Origin of the sequence: Geobacillus lituanicus, from assembly GCF_050994965.1 — a bacterium.
Lineage (GTDB): Bacteria > Bacillota > Bacilli > Bacillales > Anoxybacillaceae > Geobacillus > Geobacillus stearothermophilus.
Genome location: NZ_CP194773.1, coordinates 1,723,077 through 1,742,436 on the forward strand (window position 1 = coordinate 1,723,077; position 19,360 = coordinate 1,742,436).

16 protein-coding genes and 1 pseudogene are annotated in these 19,360 nt (G+C 51.9%); 14 read left to right on the forward strand and 3 right to left on the reverse strand.

What is annotated here, in order from left to right; translation table 11 throughout:
- The first annotated feature begins 70 nt into the window (after nt 1–70).
- The 4 genes from ACR1UW_RS08625 to ACR1UW_RS08640 all read left to right on the forward strand — a co-directional run bounded on the left by ACR1UW_RS08625 (nt 71) and on the right by ACR1UW_RS08640 (nt 2,371).
- A complete protein-coding gene (locus tag ACR1UW_RS08625) occupies nt 71–541 on the forward strand; it encodes a DUF2935 domain-containing protein (protein WP_011230900.1) in 471 nt (156 codons plus the stop codon).
- A gap of 67 nt (nt 542–608) precedes the next feature.
- Nucleotides 609–926, forward strand: coding sequence for a YbjQ family protein (locus tag ACR1UW_RS08630; RefSeq protein ID WP_025951297.1), 318 nt, complete (start codon nt 609–611; stop codon nt 924–926).
- 190 nt (nt 927–1,116) lie between these two features.
- Nucleotides 1,117–1,425, forward strand: a complete 309-nt coding sequence (locus ACR1UW_RS08635; protein WP_025951296.1) for an ArsR/SmtB family transcription factor — start codon at nt 1,117–1,119, stop codon at nt 1,423–1,425.
- A gap of 16 nt (nt 1,426–1,441) precedes the next feature.
- Nucleotides 1,442–2,371: a cation diffusion facilitator family transporter gene (locus tag ACR1UW_RS08640; RefSeq protein WP_044745794.1), complete on the forward strand. Its 930-nt coding sequence runs from the start codon at nt 1,442–1,444 to the stop codon at nt 2,369–2,371.
- A 31-nt stretch (nt 2,372–2,402) separates the two neighbouring features.
- On the opposite strand, the gene ACR1UW_RS08645 is transcribed toward ACR1UW_RS08640, so the two are convergent.
- The gene (locus ACR1UW_RS08645) at nt 2,403–3,290 is read right to left on the reverse strand and encodes a LysR family transcriptional regulator (protein WP_033010990.1); all 888 of its coding nucleotides are present in this window, start codon (nt 3,288–3,290) and stop codon (nt 2,403–2,405) included.
- 242 nt (nt 3,291–3,532) lie between these two features.
- Here ACR1UW_RS08645 and ACR1UW_RS08650 point away from each other — a divergent pair, with 242 nt between their 5' ends.
- From ACR1UW_RS08650 to ACR1UW_RS08685, 8 genes and pseudogenes are all read left to right on the forward strand, one after another.
- The gene (locus ACR1UW_RS08650; protein WP_289652100.1) at nt 3,533–5,356 is read left to right on the forward strand and encodes an assimilatory sulfite reductase (NADPH) flavoprotein subunit; all 1,824 of its coding nucleotides are present in this window, start codon (nt 3,533–3,535) and stop codon (nt 5,354–5,356) included.
- A 25-nt stretch (nt 5,357–5,381) separates the two neighbouring features.
- Complete coding sequence (gene cysI / locus ACR1UW_RS08655; protein WP_289652101.1) at nt 5,382–7,103, forward strand: assimilatory sulfite reductase (NADPH) hemoprotein subunit; 1,722 nt, start codon at nt 5,382–5,384, stop codon at nt 7,101–7,103.
- Nucleotides 7,104–7,466: 363 nt separating this feature from the next.
- The gene (locus ACR1UW_RS08660; protein WP_429878748.1) at nt 7,467–7,745 is read left to right on the forward strand and encodes an aldehyde dehydrogenase family protein; all 279 of its coding nucleotides are present in this window, start codon (nt 7,467–7,469) and stop codon (nt 7,743–7,745) included.
- Nucleotides 7,700–8,128, forward strand: a pseudogene (locus ACR1UW_RS08665) (aldehyde dehydrogenase family protein); the annotation flags it as partial. The gene ACR1UW_RS08660 and the pseudogene ACR1UW_RS08665, both read left to right, overlap by 46 nt.
- A gap of 451 nt (nt 8,129–8,579) precedes the next feature.
- Entirely contained in the window at nt 8,580–9,527 is a 948-nt protein-coding gene (locus ACR1UW_RS08670; protein WP_160269264.1) for an ABC transporter permease, read from the forward strand.
- Nucleotides 9,520–10,470: an iron chelate uptake ABC transporter family permease subunit gene (locus tag ACR1UW_RS08675; RefSeq protein WP_060787965.1), complete on the forward strand. Its 951-nt coding sequence runs from the start codon at nt 9,520–9,522 to the stop codon at nt 10,468–10,470. Before ACR1UW_RS08670 ends, ACR1UW_RS08675 begins: the two co-directional genes overlap by 8 nt.
- The gene (locus tag ACR1UW_RS08680) at nt 10,464–11,219 is read left to right on the forward strand and encodes an iron ABC transporter ATP-binding protein (protein WP_033017401.1); all 756 of its coding nucleotides are present in this window, start codon (nt 10,464–10,466) and stop codon (nt 11,217–11,219) included. The genes ACR1UW_RS08675 and ACR1UW_RS08680 overlap by 7 nt, the downstream gene beginning before the upstream one ends.
- Nucleotides 11,220–11,486: 267 nt before the next feature.
- On the forward strand, nt 11,487–12,446 hold the full coding sequence (locus tag ACR1UW_RS08685; RefSeq protein ID WP_498932931.1) for a siderophore ABC transporter substrate-binding protein: 960 nt from the start codon (nt 11,487–11,489) through the stop codon (nt 12,444–12,446).
- A 38-nt stretch (nt 12,447–12,484) separates the two neighbouring features.
- Here the strand turns inward: ACR1UW_RS08685 and ACR1UW_RS08690 are convergent, their stop codons facing one another.
- Nucleotides 12,485–13,171: a coiled-coil domain-containing protein gene (locus tag ACR1UW_RS08690; RefSeq protein ID WP_498932934.1), complete on the reverse strand. Its 687-nt coding sequence runs from the start codon at nt 13,169–13,171 to the stop codon at nt 12,485–12,487.
- A gap of 169 nt (nt 13,172–13,340) precedes the next feature.
- Between ACR1UW_RS08690 and ACR1UW_RS08695 the strand changes: the two genes are divergently transcribed.
- Nucleotides 13,341–17,102, forward strand: coding sequence for a bifunctional RecB family nuclease/DEAD/DEAH box helicase (locus tag ACR1UW_RS08695; RefSeq protein ID WP_498932936.1), 3,762 nt, complete (start codon nt 13,341–13,343; stop codon nt 17,100–17,102).
- A 353-nt stretch (nt 17,103–17,455) separates the two neighbouring features.
- Nucleotides 17,456–18,889 carry a site-specific DNA-methyltransferase gene (locus tag ACR1UW_RS08700; protein ID WP_498932937.1) on the forward strand — a complete coding sequence of 478 codons (1,434 nt, stop codon included), beginning with the start codon at nt 17,456–17,458 and terminating at the stop codon, nt 18,887–18,889.
- Between the two features lie 102 nt (nt 18,890–18,991).
- Here the strand turns inward: ACR1UW_RS08700 and ACR1UW_RS08705 are convergent, their stop codons facing one another.
- The gene (locus tag ACR1UW_RS08705; RefSeq protein ID WP_047818219.1) at nt 18,992–19,303 is read right to left on the reverse strand and encodes a hypothetical protein; all 312 of its coding nucleotides are present in this window, start codon (nt 19,301–19,303) and stop codon (nt 18,992–18,994) included.
- Nucleotides 19,304–19,360: the final 57 nt, after the last annotated feature.

Sequence of the window (19,360 nt, forward strand, 5' to 3'; positions counted from 1 at the left end):
CGATCATGGTGCATATCCGCGTTGTTTTGCCCATACACTGAAAGAAGAGGAGAAACAGGGAGGGAAGAGCGTGCAATTTTACTACGGCCCACACATGCCGCTGCGCGTTTTGGATGAGATTGAATTCTGGAAGCACCAAGAGGAAGAACATACGGTCGTCATTCGCGAGCTTGCGTCTGGATTGGAAGCGCCATATGTAGAAGCGTTGAAAAAATGGGAGGAGGCGCTTTCGGCTGCGCATCAGCACGCGGTCCGTTATATCGAATCGGTGGTTCGGGCCGGCCATTATGTTCCTGAACAACTGCATCAACAAGTGCTCCATTTTGTGTCGTACTGCCTAGAGCAGAGCCTTCAGTTCATCGAATTATGCCGGCAAATCAAAACCCGCAGCAAAGCCGTCAGCCAAAACCCGACCGCCAAGGTGGTGCTCGATCACATCATTCGCGAATCGGAGTATTTTGTCGGCATCGCGCAGTTGTTGCTGTACGGTACTCATTCGGCATTGGCTGCACTGCGGACAGATTCATCGGCGACGTCATAGATGCAATGTAGTATAATGGAATTGGGTGCTTCCACCTATTATGATGAGCCACGAGGGGGACATAGCTGTGATTGTCACGACCACCAATACCATTGAGGGAAAAGAAATTGAAGAGTATTTGGGCATCGTAGCGGGAGAGGTCATTTTGGGCGCCAATGTCGTCCGTGATTTTCTCGCCAGCATCACCGACATCATCGGCGGGCGGAGCGGAACGTATGAAAGCAAGCTGGCCGAAGGGCGGGAGATGGCGATCAAGGAGATGGTCAATAAGGCGAAGCATCTTGGCGCTAACGCCGTCATCGGGGTGGATCTTGATTTTGAAACGCTGCGCGATGGCATGATGATGTGCATTGCGACAGGGACGGCAGTGCGGGTGAGATCGTAATGGAAAAGCAGAGGGTCTATCGGCCCCTGCTTTTTTTGCTTTGCTGGCTGCCGTTGTGGGGTGTCAGTGCATCGGCTGTTGATGCTGATGGGGTTTTGCGGCTTGAAATTGGATTGACAGAGGAAAAAAAGAGGGTTATGATTCACATATATGAACAAATGCTCATATGTTAAAATGAGAGGGAACGATGATGAAGGCAGAAGATCATTTGTTTTTAGATGAAAGCGTCGTGGAGGAAGTGTCGAAAATCTTTAAAGCGTTGGCGGATCCGACGCGGATGAAGATGTTGTATTTGTTGTCGCAGGAAGAATGCCATGTCGGCCATATTGCGGAAGTGCTCGGCATGTCGCAGTCGGCCGTTTCCCATCAACTGGCGCTGCTTCGGGCGCTGCGGCTTGTCAAATATCGCCGTGAAGGGAAATCACTGGTGTATTCGTGCGATGACGATCATGTCATTTCGCTGCTGAGGCAGGCGATTGATCACGCTCAACATCCATAAAAGGGAGAGAAGAACGATGCATCATCATGAACACGGCCATTGCGGCCACCATCACGGGCATCATCATGGCTTGGGCAGAGAGGGGAGCCAAAAAGGGTTGGCGGCCGCTCTTGTCATTACCGTCGGGATTATGGTTCTGGAGTTTGTCGGCGGGCTTGTGACGAACAGCCTTGCTCTTCTTTCGGATTCAGGGCATATGCTGAGCGATGCGGCTTCGCTTTTATTAAGTCTGTTGGCGGTGTGGTTTGCGGCGAGGCCTGCATCGCCGAAGAGGACGTACGGGTTTTATCGTTTTGAGATTTTAGCAGCCTTGGTCAATGGGGTTACGTTGGTCGGGATTGCCGCTTGGATTATTTGGGAAGCGGTCGCGAGGTTTGTGAATCCACCTGCTGTCGCGAGCGGGCCAATGATGGCCATTGCTGTCATAGGGTTGCTGGCTAATTTGGCAAGCGCTTGGGTGTTAATGCGCAAAGGGGATGTCAAAGAGAACGTCAATGTCCGCAGCGCCTATCTTCATGTACTTGGCGATGCGTTAGGCTCGGTCGGGGCGATCGCGGCGGGGCTTGTCATCTGGCTGTTCGATTGGTACGCGGCTGATCCGCTCATTTCCATTGCGGTGTCGGTGCTGATTTTAAAAGGGGCGTTGGCCGTGGTGAAACAGACGGTGCATATTTTAATGGAAGGAACGCCGGCGGCGATTGACCATGGGGAAGTAAAAGCGGCGCTCTCCGGCATTGATGGCGTGATCGATGTGCACGATTTGCATATTTGGACGATCACCTCGGGGCTTGATTCGTTAAGCTGCCATTTGCTCATTGAGGAAGGTTGCGATGGGCAGGCGGTTTTGCAGCGGGCGATTGATTTGATCGAGACGCGCTTTCACATTCGCCATGCGACGATTCAAATCGAAATGCCGCATATTCGCCATGGGGAGATGGAAGTATAGGGGAGGGCTGCCAAGCTTCTCCCTGTGTTTTTTAGGATCTCCAATTGTGTTGCAACGTTTCAAGGAAGATACGTACATTTTGCTTGTTTTCCATAATCGGTGCACAAATATAGGAAAACATTCGGTAAAACGGTGGATGGTTCAGGCGAACGATGGACAGGTGGCCGTGCTCGATGTCGCGGGCGACGACGCTGCGCGACAGCAAGGACAGGGCGTTGCCGTTGATCAGCGTTTCTTTAATGCCTTGGTTGCTGCTGATGATCATGAGCGATTGGATTTTCAGCCCGTTCGAGCGGATGAAATGGTTGAAATATTCCCTTGTTCCCGACCCGACTTCGCGCGCCACCCACGCCTCGTTTTGCAGCTCGCTGATCGTGACTTCGCCTTTTTGCGCCAAGGCGTGCCGCTTGGAGGCGACGATGACGAGCTCGTCTTGCATAAATGGATGAACGGACAGTTCCTTTTCGTTCGTTTGCCCTTCGATCAAGCCGATGTCGACTTGATACGATTTGACGAGTTCGACAATTTCTTTCGTGTTGCCGATCATCACCTCAAGCTCCAATTCTGGATAGCGCTTTTGGAAATCGGGCAAAAGCGGCGGCAAAATATACTCCCCAATCGTAAAGCTGGCGCCGATGGTCAATTTGCCTTTCACCGAATGATGGTGCTCCAAAATGTCTTGCTTTGTTTGTTCATAGAGCGCCACCATTTGTTTGGCGCGGTCGTACAACAGCTCGCCCGTCGGCGTCATGCGCAGCCGCTTCGGGGAGCGGATGAACAGTTTCGTCTGGAACTCCTTCTCTAAATTTTTAATGTGCAAGCTGACACTTGGCTGGGATAAATGGAGAATTTCCGCCGTCTTTGTGAAATTTTTCACTTCTGCTAACGTAATGAACGTCTTCAACTCGTCGTAATACATTGGCCAACCCCTCGCATGCAGCCTGACTGTTTTGTTGCGGATCATTATTAGTGATGTTAATAGTTTTAATAATTTATATTTATTTTACTAATGTTTTGTTTTGCGGTAAAGTGTAAATATGATATTTTGGATAAAGTATACTTTGTTTATAGGGATTAATGGAATTTGGCGTCCGCCCATGATGGCGGGTTAAGCAACGCCAATCGATTCCATCTTATTTTTATATTGTGAGGTGGACACCGTTGCAGCTGCAAGTAACCAACAGTCCGTTTAGCCAGGAGCAGATTGAGCTCTTGAACCGTTTGTTGCCGACGTTGACGCCAGCGCAAAAATTTTGGCTGAGCGGGTATTTGGCCGCCGCCGAGTCGGCCGCTGCTGTGCTTGACGCCGAAGCGCCCGCACTGCTTGTCGGGGGCGGGAAACCGGTTTCGAAAGAAGTGACCGTTCTGTACGGTTCGCAGACCGGCAATGCGCAAAAACTGGCCGAAAAAGCAGGCAAGGCGCTTAAGGAGCGCGGATTCGAGGCGAAAGTGTCGTCCATGCTTGACTTTAAGCCGAATGAATTGAAGAAAGTCGAGACGCTGCTCATCGTCGTGAGCACGCATGGGGAAGGCGATCCGCCAGACAACGCGGTGTCGTTTTACGAGTTTCTCCACAGCAAACGGGCGCCGAAGCTGAATCATTTACGCTTTTCCGTCTTGGCGCTTGGCGATACGTCGTATGAACATTTTTGCCAGACGGGGAAAGATTTTGACAAGCGGCTCGAGGAGCTCGGGGGAGAGCGGTTTTATCCGCGCGTCGACTGTGACGTCGACTACGAGGAAGCGGCGGCGAAATGGCTTGACGGCGTGCTTGCCGAGCTGAGCAAGGGGATCAATGCCGAGGCCGCGCCAGTGTTGTCGGCCGCTGCGGCCGTGCCGAAAGCCGAACCGGCGGTCGTCTATTCGCGGAAAAATCCGTTCCCGGCTGAGGTGCTGGAAAACATCAACTTAAACGGCCGCGGATCGAACAAAGAAACGCGCCATCTCGAATTGTCTCTTGAAGGATCGGGGTTGAAGTATGAGCCGGGCGATGCGCTTGGCATCTTCCCGAAAAACGATCCGGAGCTTGTCGATCTCATCATTCAAGAAATGAAATGGAACCCGGAAGAAACGGTGACGATCGACAAAGACGGGGAAGTGCGGTCGCTCAAAGAAGCGCTCACGTCCCATTTTGAAATCACTGTGTTGACCAAAGCGCTGTTGCAAAAGCTTGCGCCGCTGTCGAAAAACAGCGAGCTTCAAGCGCTCGTTGCCCCAGGCAATGAGGCGAAGCTGAAAGAATACGCCAAAGGCCGCGACTTGCTCGATGCACTGCGCGATTTTGGTCCGTGGGACGCTGCGCCGCAACAAGTCATCTCGATTTTGCGGAAAATGCCGCCGCGCCTGTACTCGATCGCGAGCAGCTTAGCGGCCTATCCAGATGAAGTGCACTTGACGATCGGCGCGGTCCGTTATGAGTCGCACGGCCGCCTGCGCAAAGGGGTGTGCTCGACGTTCTGCGCCGAACGCGTCCAAATCGGCGATACGTTGCCGGTCTTTGTGCAGCCGAACCCGAATTTTAAGCTGCCAAAAGACCCATCGACGCCGATCATTATGATCGGTCCAGGCACTGGGGTTGCGCCGTTCCGCGCTTTTATGCAAGAGCGTGAGGCGACAGGAGCCAACGGAAAATCGTGGCTCTTTTTCGGCGACCAACATTTTATGACCGACTTCCTGTATCAAACGGAATGGCTCGCTTGGCTGAAAAGCGGTGTGCTGACCAAAATGGACGTCGCCTTCTCTCGCGATACGGAGAAGAAAGTGTATGTGCAGCACCGGATGCTCGAGCGAAGCAAAGAACTGTTCGGCTGGCTCGAGGATGGCGCCGTCGTCTACGTATGCGGCGACAAACAACACATGGCGCGCGACGTCCATCAGACGTTGATCGAGATTATCGAAAAAGAAGGCGGAATGAGCCGCGAACAGGCGGAAGCGTATGTCACCGAGATGCAAAAGCAAAAACGATACCAACGCGACGTCTATTAATCTCAAAGAAGGAGTGGAATCGGAAATGGCGAAAGTCGAGTTAAAAGCGCCGGACGGACCGCCAAGCGATGTGGAGCGCATCAAGCAGGAAAGCCGTTACTTGCGCGGCACGCTCGCGGAAACGATGGAAGACCCGCTCAGCGCAGGAATTCCAGAGGATGACAACCGGTTGATGAAATTCCACGGCAGCTATTTGCAAGACGACCGCGACGTGCGCACCGAGCGGCAAAAACAAAAGCTTGAACCGGCCTATCAATTTATGATCCGCGTGCGCACGCCGGGCGGGGTGGCGACGCCCGAACAGTGGCTTGTCATGGATGAGCTCGCCCGCAAGTATGCGAACGGCACGTTGAAGCTGACGACGCGCCAAGCGTTCCAATTGCACGGCGTCTTAAAATGGAACATGAAAAAAACGATGCAAGCCATTAACAACGCGCTGATGACGACGCTTGCGGCCTGCGGCGACGTCAACCGAAACGTCATGTGCAACCCGAATCCGTACCAATCGGAAGTGCATGCGGAAGTGTATGAATGGGCGAAGCTGATCAGCGACCATTTGTTGCCGCGGACGCGGGCGTACTACGAAATTTGGCTGGACGACGAGAAAGTGGCGGGCACGCCGGCGGTTGACGGCGAAGAAGAGCCGATTTACGGACCGACGTATTTGCCGCGGAAGTTTAAAATCGGCATCGCCGTCCCGCCGTCGAACGACGTCGATGTGTTCTCGCAAGACATTGGGTTCATCGCCATTGTCGAGGACGGCAAGCTCGCCGGGTTTAATGTCGCCATCGGCGGCGGCATGGGGATGACCCATGGGGACAAAACGACGTATCCGCAGCTTGCCAAGGTGATCGGCTTCTGCCGGCCGGATCAAGTGGTCGAGGTGGCGGAGAAAATTATGACCGTTCAGCGCGACTACGGCAACCGCTCATCGCGCAAACACGCCCGCTTTAAATACACGATCGACCGCCTTGGCCTTGAAACGGTGAAAGAAGAAATTGAGCGCCGCCTTGGCTGGAAGCTCGGCGAAGCGCGCCCGTACCATTTCGAGCATAGCGGCGACCGCTATGGCTGGGTCGAAGGCGTCAATGGGACATGGCACTTCACACTCTTTGTCGAAGGCGGACGCGTCAAAGACTACGACGATTACAAGCTGATGACCGGCCTGCGCGAAATCGCGAAAGTCCATACGGGAGATTTCCGGCTGACGCCAAACCAAAACTTGGTCATCGCTAACGTCACGAGCGAGAAAAAGCCGGAAATCGAGGCGCTCATCGCCGAATACGGCTTGACCGATGGCCGCCGGTACACCGCCTTGCGCCGCAACGCGCTCGCCTGTGTCGCCTTGCCGACGTGCGGCTTGGCGATGGCGGAAGCGGAGCGCTACTTGCCGAAGCTGCTTGATAAAATCGAGGAGATTATCGACGAAAACGGTTTGCGCGACGAAGAAATCACGATCCGCATGACGGGCTGTCCGAACGGCTGCGCCCGCCACGTGCTCGCGGAAATCGCCTTCGTCGGCAAAGCGGTCGGAAAATACAACATGTACCTTGGAGCCGCGTTCAACGGCACGCGCCTTGGCAAACTGTACCGCGAAAACATCGGCGAAGAAGAAATTTTGCGCGAACTGCGCGTCCTCCTATCCCGCTATGCGAAAGAGCGTCTTGACGGTGAACATTTCGGCGACTTCGTCATCCGCGCCGGCATCGTCAAAGAAGTGACGGATGGGACGAATTTTCATGATTAAAGTGGTCAGGGTGAAATGGAAACCAGCCTCTCCTTGTTTAGGGGAGGTTGGTTTTTTGTTGCTTTCATGCAATGGCTTCGGTGTTTTGTTCATTGTAGCCGCATTCAATCAATATTAGGTTGTAATAAAGGATTTCCGATCTCCATGTCCTATCTTTATCACTTGAAAAGCTGGCACGGTGACAAAAAGAGCGAACAATGCTATGTAAAAAAGTTGCAACTTATATAATTCACAAAATATTTCAACTATATTATAGTAGTGTTATGAACTTGTATTTTTCAGATCATGACCAGGGGCAAACATTTTTTCCAAGATCGTATGCAGCGATCACGTGAATGGAAAGGGGGAGAAGATATTATGAAGATGGGAACAGAAAAACAAACATACTTGAATTACATCAATGGCGAATGGATTCATTCCTCCACTGGAAAAATCGAAGCCAGCCTTAACCCAGCCAATATCGATGACATTGTCGGCTATGTCCAAGAGTCTAGTGCGGAAGATGTAAACGCCGCGGTGGAGGCGGCGCGGCGGGCGCAGGCGGCATGGCGGAAGTTATCCGGCCCGAAACGCGGAGAGTATTTGTTCCGCGCGGAGGAATCGAAGAAGGGGCGACGCTCGTTTACGGAGGCCAACGTTTGACGGATGGGGAACGGGCAAAAGGGTTTTATGTGCAGCCGACCATCTTTGAAAACGTGTCGCCCGACATGACGATCGCTCGCGAGGAAATTTTCGGGCCGGTGTTGGCGTTAATCAAAGTGGATTCGCTGGAAGAAGCGCTTTCTCTCGCCAATGACACACCGTTTGGATTGAGCGCCTCGATTTTCACGCAAAATATCGGCAAGATGCTCGCGTTCATCCAAGACATCGAGGCCGGGCTCGTCCGGATTAATGAAGAAAGCGCAGGAGTCGAACTGCAAGCGCCGTTTGGCGGGATGAAGCAGTCCAGCTCCCATTCGCGTGAGCAAGGGCGGGCAGCCATCGAGTTTTTCACGGCGATGAAAACGGTGTTGGTCAAAGGATAAGAAATGGAGCAAAGTGCGCTGCCGTTTAGGCAGGGCGCTTTTTTTTAGCGTCAAGCCATTGGTGAAGGCGATTGTCGGCGAGCAAACGGTTTGCTTACAAAAAAATGATGAAAAATATTGACAATGATAATTTTTATCAATTAAAATATGAAATGTGAAAATGATAATCCCTCTCTTTTTAGGGTTTGGGCAGGAGCATGGTTTTCAAAAGAATGGAGTGAGATGTGGTGGCCGCATGCGGACAGAATGGCTTGACTTGAAAAGAACAGCGATTGAGGAGATGCCAGCTATCTTGGCGGTGCTGGTTGCTTCTCAACACAAGCAGAATTTATCTTTTTAATTAGGAAAGATAATCAATATCATAATTGCACCTGTAAAGCAATTGTGTCTGGACATGGCATCGTCATTCGACTTGTATGATGGGATAGAACGGGAGACAGGATGAGAAAACATGAAAAAATGGATGGTGCTTCTTGTTGTTTTGGCTGCGGCATCATTGTTTGTCGGGGTGCATGATTTATCGCCTCGCGAGCTGTTTGCCGGCGACCGTGAGGCGTGGGAAGTGTTTTTGATCAGTCGCTTGCCGAGGCTCATCAGCATTCTGATCGCCGGGTCAAGCGTGAGCATTTGCGGCTTGATCATGCAGCAGTTGAGCCAAAACCGATTTGTGTCGCCGACGACGGCGGGAACGATGGATTGGGCGCGGCTTGGCCTGTTGGTGTCCATGATTGCATTCGCTGCCGCAGGGCCGCTTGTGAAGGCGGCTATTGCCGTTGTGTTTGCGTTTGTGGGGACGCTGCTGTTTATGACGGTTTTGGATCGTGTGAAGTATAAAGATTCGATCTTTATTCCGCTCATCGGCTTGATGTTTGGCAATATTGTCGGTTCTGTCACGACGTTTTTGGCTTATAAATATGATTTGATTCAATCGATGTCCGCATGGATGCACGGCGATTTTTCCGTTATGATGCAAGGACGTTATGAAATGCTGTATGTGAGCGTTCCGCTCATGGCAATCGCTTATGTATACGCCAATCGGTTTACGATCGCCGGCATGGGGGAGGAGATGGCGACGAACTTAGGGGTTCGCTACCGTTCGATTGTCTACACTGGTCTCCTCATTGTCGCTGTTGTTTCTGCTGTTGAGGTGTTGACGGTTGGGACGCTGCCGTTTTTAGGGCTGATCGTTCCGAACATCGTCACGATGTATTATGGGGATCATTTGCGCAAAGTATTGCCGTTGACAGCCATATTTGGCGCTTTGTTTGTGCTGATTTGCGATGTATTTGGCCGAGTCGCCATTTATCCATACGAAATTCCGATCGGCTTGACGGTTGGAGTAATCGGAAGCGGTGTCTTTTTATATTTGCTCGTAAGGAGAACGAAGCAGTATGTCTAATCGGATGAAAGTGGTTGTGCTCGTGGTATTGGCGCTCGGATTGATCGTGCTATTTTTGTTTGCACACTTGCGAGGGGATTTTGACTATGTGTTGCGCTCGCGGAGCGAAAAGATTGTCGCGATGGTGCTTGTCGGTTGGGCGGGGGCGGTTTCGACCGTCTTATTTCAGACAATGACCAATAATCGTATTTTAACTCCAAGCATTATTGGGCTTGATTCCGTTTATATGCTTGTACAAACTGCTGTGGTGTTTTTGTTCGGTTCGACGACGTTGACCATGATGGGCAACACCTTGCACTTTCTCTTGTCTGCTGGGTCGATGATCGGTTTTTCAGTTTTATTGTATTCGTTTTTGTTTCGCCGTGAAGGGCAAAATTTATATTTCATCTTGCTTGTTGGGATGATTCTCGGTACGTTTTTCCAAAGTTTGACGTCTTTCATGCAATATTTGATTGACCCAAATGAATTTTCCATCATTCAAGATCGAATGTTTGCGAGCATCAACAATATAAAAACAGACTTGCTTTGGCCGGCAGGCCTGCTCATTGCGGCTGCGACATTGTATACATACCGTCATCTTCACGAGTTGGACGTGCTGTCGCTCGGCAAAGATCATGCGATCAATTTAGGCGTGGCGTATGAAACGGTCGTCAAACGGCTGCTGATGATTGTGGCGGTGTTGGTGTCGGTTTCGACCGCGCTTGTTGGTCCCATCATGTTTTTCGGATTGATAGTCGCCAATGTGGCGTATGCGTTTTTTCAAACGTATGAACATCGTTATTTGCTTGCAGGAGCGGCGCTGTTCGGCATCATCGCCCTCGTTGGCGGCCAGCTGGTAGTCGAGCGAGTGTTCACCTTTTCGACGACGTTGTCTGTCATTGTCAACATGGTCGGAGGCATCTATTTTCTATACCTTTTGTTAAAGGAGCGAAAAGCATGGTAGAGGTGAAACAAGTATTGAAGCGATACGGTGGGAAGACCGTGATTGACCGTGTATCTTTATCTGTTCCACGCCGCAAGCTCACATCGCTCATTGGCCCGAACGGGGCGGGGAAAAGCACGCTTTTGTCCATGATGAGCCGCTTAATTCCAAAAGATGGCGGAGAAATCTGGATTGAAGGAAAGGAAATTGCTCGTTATCGGACAGAAGAGTTGGCGAAAAAAATTTCCATTTTGAAGCAATCCAACCACATTGCGGCTCGCTTGACGGTACACGAATTGGTGTCGTTCGGCCGCTTTCCGTATTCGCGCGGCCGCTTGACGCGCCAAGATCGCGACTATGTGCGTGAGGCGATCCGCTATATGGAGTTGGAGCCATTGCAAGACCGCTATATGGACGAGTTGAGCGGCGGACAGCGGCAGAGAGCTTATATCGCGATGGTGTTGGCGCAAGATACGGATTATATTTTCTTGGACGAGCCGTTGAACAATTTGGATATGAAACACGCCGTGCAAATGATGAAAGTGTTGCGCAAGCTGGTCGATGAGCTTGGCAAAACGATCGTGATGGTGATGCACGATATTAACTTTGCCTCCTGTTACTCCGATTATATGGTCGCGTTAAAAGATGGAGCGGTCGTCTGTGAAGGGGATGTTTCATCGATCATGCGCAATGAAGTGCTTCGCGGCATTTATGATTTGGATGTGCGCGTGCAGACGATTGAAAATCGGCGCATCTGTGTGTATTTTTAGCAATTTTCCATGAGAAAGCGTCCATCTTGACTAGTGAAAAAGCGGGCTGTGGAAGCCTATGGGCATGCTTGGTGAAGAGCTCCGTCTCGGATTCAAACATGGGACGGGGAGACGCGATCAAAGTCAAGTATATGAAGAAGATTCCAATTAAGTAAAAAATGGTTGAGCCGGCTTTCATGTTGACATCGGCAAGAAAGGGCGCCCTTTGTCGAGTGAATACGAAAGCCGTCAACATATAATTTGAATTTCCAAAGGGGGGTATAGCCAATGAAACAGCGTTGGCTGATGGTAGTGGTTGCTTTGCTTCTTGTCGTACTGGCTGCTTGCGGCAATAAGGAGAATACAAGCAACGGAGCGAGTGGGAAGAATGACGAGAAGAAAACGGAACAGGCCGAGGAAATGACGATCAAGCACCAGCTTGGAGAGGCGAAAGTCAAGAAAAATCCAGAGAAAGTGGTTGTCTTTGATTTTGGAGTGCTGGACACCCTTGATAAACTAGGGGTGAAGGTGACAGCTTTGCCGCAGATGAACGTGCCGAAATACTTGGAGAAATATAAAAGCAGCGACTACCAAAACGTCGGCAGCTTGAAGGAGCCGGATTTTGAAAAATTGAGCGAAATCAAGCCGGATGTCATTTTTATTTCCGGTCGTCAAGCAAATTTGTATGACAAGTTGAAAGAGATTGGCCCAACCGTGTATATAGGGATTGACACTCAACATTATTGGGATTCATTTACAAACAATATGAAGCTGATCGGGCAAATGTTTGGCAAAGAAAAAGAAGTAGATGAGGAACTGGCCAATATTGAAAAACAAATCGAAGAAGTGAAGACAAAGGCTGCAGACAAAAAAGCGCTGATCATTTTGACGACCGGTGGGAAAGTGAGTGCGTACGGCAAAGGTTCGCGCTTTGGGCTCATCCATGATGTGCTCGGCGTGCCAGCCGCAGACCCGAATTTGAAAGTGACGAATCCTCATGGACAAAGCGTATCATTTGAGTACATTGCCAAGAAAAACCCGGATTACTTGTTTGTCATTGACCGCGACGCCGTTGTAGAAGGAAAGCCGACAGCGAAGCAAACGATTGAAAATGCACTTGTGAAAAAGACGAAAGCATATCAAAACGGCCACATTGTCTACTTGGATCCAAATTATTGGTATCTCTCAGGCGGCGGATTGACGTCGGTGTCGGAAATGATCAAACAGGTGGAAGAAGGATTGAAATAAAAGGACAGGCGGGCTTAGGCGGCCCGCCTGCTTTATCGTCATAAAATGATATTCTTAATTTTGTAGATTTCCCGTTCGTGTTCGATGACTTTGTTCGAGAGGAAGGTGATGTCAAGTTTGATGTTGTTCAGCTGTTCATTGAATGATTGGGCATGGGAATCGACTTTTTTCTCTAAGGAGTCGAGTCTTTGGTGGATGGAAGAAACTTCACCGTGAAGTTTGTGCACGTCCATCGCGAGGGCGTCGAGTGCGGCGTCGGTTTCATCCTGGCGGTGAAGCAGGGCAGACATCAAGTCATACAGCTCTTTTTGGCCGGCTTTGATATGGGCTTGTTCTTCTTCCAACCGCTTTTGGCCTTCAAGGAGAGCTTGCTGGATCCGTCGGAATTCTTCCTGTTCTTTTCGCATTTCTTGTTGTTCTCTTCGGATCTCCTGCTGCTCTTTTCGCATTTCTTGTTGTTCTCTTCGGATCTCCTGCTGCTCTTTGCGCATTTCTTGCTGTTCTCTTCGGATCTCCTGCTGCTCTTTGCGCATTTCTTGCTGTTCTCTTCGGATCTCCTGCTGCTCTTTCCGTATTTCTTGTTGTTCTCTTCGGATCTCCTGCTGCTCTTTTCGCATTTCTTGTTGTTCCGCTTCCAGCCGTTTGTGGCTTTCGACGAGGAGATGCAACGTGTTTTCGATATGACCGAGCCGGTCGAACAGTTGCAAGAGGATCTCTTCGCTCATGTTGGCCCCTCTTTCATCTTAATTTCCTTCATTATAGCACATATGTTCTTGTTAGACAAGCAGGAATGGTGTATATAGGAAAGCGTACAAACATATGATACAATGGATAAACAAACTGACAAATCTCAGTGCGGGCATCGGCCAGTACGTTTTAGAAAGGGATCGATGTATGCTTTACGTTTCTCCTGCCAAAATCGCAAGCTATTTTTATCATGAGTGCGAGCGGAATTTTTATTTTCAGTCGTTGGCGAAAGAGCGGCGCGGCGAGCTCGATGTGCCGGAAGAGCTGTTTGAGCAGCCTGCGGTTCATGAGAGCGTGCTGCGCCGAGGGGTTGAGTGGGAAGAGGAAGTGATTACGACCTATTTGGCCGGCCAAGTGCAGATGGGGAAGCGAGAGCCTGGCGCACCGATTTCCCACTGCTATTTGGATGGAGAGGAGACGATCCGCGAGCTGAAGCAGCCGAGCAAGCGCTATTTATACCAGCCGACATTGATCGCGCCGCCGCGCTTTTACGAGCGGTACGGACTGGACACAACGATGATCCGGTTTGCGGCGTGTCGTCCGGATTTGATTGAGTGTATTCCGGGGCAAAACGGCTTTGTGTTCCGCATCATCGACATCAAATCATCAGATGTGTTAAAGATTTCCCACCGCGTGCAAACGGCGCTGTACGCGTTGATGTTGTCCTCGGTGTTAGAGGAGCACGGTGTTAAGGGCAGCGTCGATTTGCGCGAAGCCGGGATATGGACGTACAAAACCGAGCAGCCGCAAGCAGCGGATATCAGCCAGTTGCTCCCGTATCTCGAACAGTTTTTGGCTGGCGAATTGACGGCGCTGGTTGGGAAGCAACTTGATGAGCTGTTTTGGCATTTGGATTATCGCTGTGAATGGTGCCCGTTCTATGATTACTGTTTCGACAAAGCGCGGAAACAGTCGCATATTTCCCTCGTTCCGTACTTATCGAGTCATGCGTCCCGCTTTATCCGCGAGCGGCAGCTTCCGGAGACGATCGATGAGTTTCGCCAACTTCTTGAGCGTCAAGAAACGAGACACGTCCTAAAACAAAACGCTGGATTGGCGCGTCAACTTCGGCGGCTTGAAGCGCAGCTTGAGGCGATTGCGGAGGAAAAGGTCGTTCCGTATGACCAGGCGGTGACGCATATGCTGATATGGGAAGACATCCGTCTGATTCTCACCGCGCAACGCGATCCACTGACGGGCAAGATCGCGGCGGCATCGTTGTACCGTGTTGGTGGAACAGACGTGTTTGGAACGGGATCGGAAATGCATCATGTTATCGCCGGTTCGTTTGAGGAATGCGACGAGGTTGGCCGAAAGCTGGCCGATGCGCTGGACCGCCTGCTTCATACGGTGCACGATTACAACCGGGAGCGAGAGTGGCGGGCGCAAAAGTCCGTGCAGGCGTATGTCGTCGACAACTATGAATGGGACAATGTGCAACAGTTGCTTCAAGAGCTTTTGTTCGATCCAGACTATAACGAAAAAGCTGTTCGGCTGCTGTCGTATTTTCATAGCAGCTCACTAGCAAGTGCCAGCGACCACCCAAGCGAAATGGTTCCGCTTCCTGTCGTTGTGCTGACAACGGCTGTGAGCCAGCTGTTCGCCTTGCCGGCGCATGTCGCGTACCGTCTTGAAGACTTGTCGCGATATATTGCGGCCTACCATGATTCGCCGTTTCTGTACTCGGCGAGTGAGCGTTTTTCATTTCGTTTGACAAACGCCATGAAACTGGATGTGCTGCACGACGCCTGGCAAACAGGGGACGAGGAAAAACGAAAAGCGGTCGAGAAGGAGCTGAGCCGCCGCCTTTGGGCCGCTCACAGCATCATTCAAGGAATCCGTGCGTGGGCCGAGAGCGTCCATCCTTCGCCACTTATGGTCTGGCCGGAAAAATTTGCTTTTCCCGATCTGGCTGATTACCGTGATCCGCTTGTGTCCAAGCTGGCGTTTATGGCGCGCTACGAGGCGCTATTAAACTACTTAGAAATTCGCCGAAGCCGCCTGCTCCCGCTTTCGGAGCGGCTTGAGAACGGAGTGACGCTTCATGTCACGTACCTTGGCGGCGATCGGTTCCGATTGAACAACCGGCAGGCGCTTGAAGCGATCGATCAAAAGGCGAGCTGGATTTTGACGGAGTGCAATGAGGAAGGGGAAAAGGCGCAACAGGCGTTTCCAGATTATAAGTATTCCAGCGAATGGAAGCCGCCCCAATGGGCCAATTTGTACTTTACCCGCATTCGCGCCATCGAAGATGATGGCAAGACAGCTGAACTCGAGCTCGAGTTGCCCAAATGGCTCGACCGGTTCCCGCTTGTGGAAGGAGAGGAGTATCGGCTGTCGATCCGGCATGCCGATTTTACCACCCGGCGCGTCTTGCAGGCGTTGCAACAGTTGGATAAGGACAATCATCGCATCTTGGACTTGATTCGCGATCCGATTCGCTATCGGAAAATGTTTCGTCCCAACTGGGATGTAGAGGAGGTGAAGGCGCTCCTTCGCCAAAGCGGGCTGACGAAAAGCCAGCGCCAGGCGTTTCTCCACTTTCTCCGCCATACGTTGACACTCGTCTGGGGGCCGCCTGGCACCGGGAAAACGCATTTTATTGCCGTCGCTCTTCGGCTGCTTATGCCGATTTACGAAAAGCAGGGGCGAAGGCTTGCCATTCTTGTTTCGGGTTTCACCCATGCGGCGATCGAAAACGTTCTGCGCAAAATTCAGGAGCTTGCGCCGCGGCGCAGCGTCCATATCGCGAAACTTGGTGAGATTCAGACGGAAAACGCCAAAGGAATCGCCGAGATGGCGGACCGTGACCTTCTCGGATGGTTTGGCAGCGGCGGCCATCGGGTGCTTGGCGCCACGCTGTACGGCATTCAAAGGGCATACGAAAAAGGCTATATAGAAGGGTTTGACGTCGTCGTCCTTGATGAGGCGTCGCAAATCCGCGTGGCCGATTCACTGTTGGCGCTGCGCCATGTCAAAAAAGCAGGCAGGCTGCTTATCGTCGGCGACCATTTCCAGTTGCCGCCAATCATTCAAGGGACGTATGCGGCCGCGGAAGGGGAGCCGCACTTGTTCGACTCGATTTTCCGCCTGTTGTTTGACGCGGATGTGGAGAAGCGGTATACCCGCCAATTGACGGACAATTTCCGTATGAATGAGGCGCTTTGCCGCTACCCGGCCGAGCGGATTTACAGCTCCCAGTATACCGCGTTCACCCGCCAGATTGCCGAACAAACGTTGGCGCTCGCCGATGCCCCAACTGCCGATGAATGGGTGGAAGCAGCGATCGACCCTGACTATCCGCTTGTCGTCTGCACGTATGACGGCGTGTACGGTGCCCAAGAAAACGAGGCGGAAGCGCGCTGGGTGGCGAGCATCGCGAAGGTGTTGCGGGAACGGCTTCTCGACAGCGAGGGGAAACGGTACGATGACTCATCAGAAGGCGACCAAGCGTTTTGGCGCCACGGGCTGTTTATCATCTCGCCGCATCGGGCGCAAATCCGCGCCATTCGCCGTGAGCTTGAACGCCAAGAATTGCGCCCGCCGTTTTTCGTCGATACGGTTGATAAAATGCAAGGGCAAGAGGCGGATGCGGCGATCATTAGCTACGGCGTCGCCGATCCGGAACTGGCTGTGATGGAAGGGGAGTTCATCTACAGTTTGAACCGCCTCAACGTGTCGCTCACGCGGGCGCGGAAAAAGGCGATCCTCTTCCTCTCGCGCCAACTCATGTCGCCGCCGCTTCAGGTGATCGGCAACGAGGAATACCGTGAAGGAGTCAACTTTATGGTTGGGCTTGAGCAGTACGCTTTACGTCATGGGGAAGCGCAAACGTTTATGGTCGATGGTGTTGCGCTGCAAATGTACCGAGTCAGTCGTCCGAAGATGGAAAACATGGACACTCTATGAAGCTGCTGAGTTTGACAGGAAAAAAGGATGAATCAAGGCGCTGTTCAACTTGAGAAATTCTTTGATGCATCCGAGAATCCCCCATTTTCTTACTCAAAAACCGCATAAGCAGTCACCATCCGCCATGCCTCCTTCTCCGTTTGTTGGCTCGTTTTGTTTCCATGCTGAGCGCAGCCGCGCACGGTTCGGAAGAGGGGGGCGTGGGGGACGGAATGGGGATTGATGTACGAACGGTGAATAGTTGATAAGAAAATTAAGGAAGGAAACCGCCGAGCCATGGCGAAATAATGGAAATAAGATTCGTCGATAAGAAACACTGCGCTGAGAATGCGCGGGAAGAGAGGGGGCGTGCCATGGCAAATGCCGGCGGGAGAAGATCGGTGTCGGATGCAAGGCTTGAGGCGATCAAAAAGCTCTTTCCGGAAGCGGTTGTGGATGGGGGCATCGATTGGGAGTGGCTGAAGAGGGTGCTTGGCGGTCACAAACGGCAGGAAGCATATGAGTTCATGTGGCCGGGGAAGGCAGAGGCGAGGCGGCTCGCTGAAACGCCTGCGTCCGGAGTATTGCGGCCGGACCAGGCAGCGAGCAAGCAGTGGGAGACGACGAACAATTGGTATATTGAAGGAGACAATTTAGAAGTATTAAAACTGCTGCGGACGTCGCATGCGGGAACCATTCAAATGATTTACATCGATCCGCCGTACAATACAGGAAAAGTGCTCACGTACAAAGACAATTGGCGCAAGGGGAAAGCCGTTGTTCCTAGCGGAATCCAGGAAGAAGCGCGCGCTCATGCCGGCTGGCTCAACATGATGTACCCGCGCCTTTTGGTGGCGCGGGAGCTGTTGGCGGAGACAGGGGCGATGTTTATTTCCATTGATGATACAGAACAGGCGAATTTGAAAAAGATGTGCGATGAACTGTTTGGCGAGCGAAATTTTGTCGCCACGTTCATTTGGCAGCGGTCGTTTTCGCCTGTGAACATGAACAAGTTCGCTTCGCGCAACCATGACTTCATCCTCTGTTACGCGAAAAATATCGACCGTTTAGCTTGGTACGGCTTGCCGCGCCATCCGGAAGCGGACGGGCGGTATGCCAATCCGGACAACGACCCGCGCGGGCCGTGGACGTCAGGCGATTTGTCGGTCGGTCCGCCGATTCCGGAAAAAATTTATGACATCGTGACGCCAGGCGGCCGGGTCGTTTCGCCGCCGAACGGGTATTGTTGGCGGGTGACAAAGGAGCGCTTCGCCGAGCTGGCGGCGGACAACCGCATTTGGTTTGGCAAAGACGGCAACGGGGTGCCGCGCCTGAAGCGGTTTTTAAGCGAAGTGAAGCCGACGGTGACACCGCTTACGATTTGGACGCATGATGAGGTGTCCCATTCGCAGGAGGCGAAAAAAGAGCTGAAGGAGCTGTTCGATGGGCTGGCGGTGATGGATTACCCGAAGCCGGTGAAGCTCATTCAGCGCATGGTGGCGTTGACAACGAAGGACAATGACATCATCCTCGACTTTTTTTCCGGCTCGGCGACAACAGCCCATGCCGTCATGCAGCAAAACGCTGAAGACGGCGGCCGGCGGTCGTTTCTCATGGTGCAGCTTCCCGAGCCGCTTGCGGAAACGTCCGAGGCGTATCGGGCGGGGTTTCGGACGATTTGCGACATTGGCCGCGAGCGCATCCGCCGCGCGGGGGAGAAAATCGTCCGTGAAACGGGAAAGACAGAGCTTGATATTGGCTTTCGCGTGTTTCGGTTCGAGAAGAAATCGAAGCAGCCCGCTCGCTAGGTGGACGGGCTGCTTTTCGATTTGGCTGATGAAAAGCGCTTTGGTAAAACAGGCGTTGCGTCTATGTTCCGAGTCCCTGATGTCCGTCGTTTCAGGCGCTTTTTACAATGACGCCGCAGCCCAACGGTCGTTGACAAAGACGTCGTACTCCGCGGCAATCGTTTCTTTGAGCTCCGCTAAAGACGGGATGCCGTCGGCGAACGTGTAGGTGTCAAGGCAAATGAGGGAGTATTCGTCGCCGGGATCAAATACGATGGTGACGACTTCTTCCGTTCCAGCGTCCACTTGTCGGATGGTGTCGCCGTCTTCCGGCTCCACGAGTACGTTTTGGTATGTTTCGCGAATCACGTAGTAGCCTTCCTGCAATTGTTCAGTGAATAGATGTTCGATGTCTGTCAGTTCGTGGACGATCATTATTTAAGTCCTCCTAACTTGTGAAATCATTCTCAATGTCAGTATATAACGTAGTCG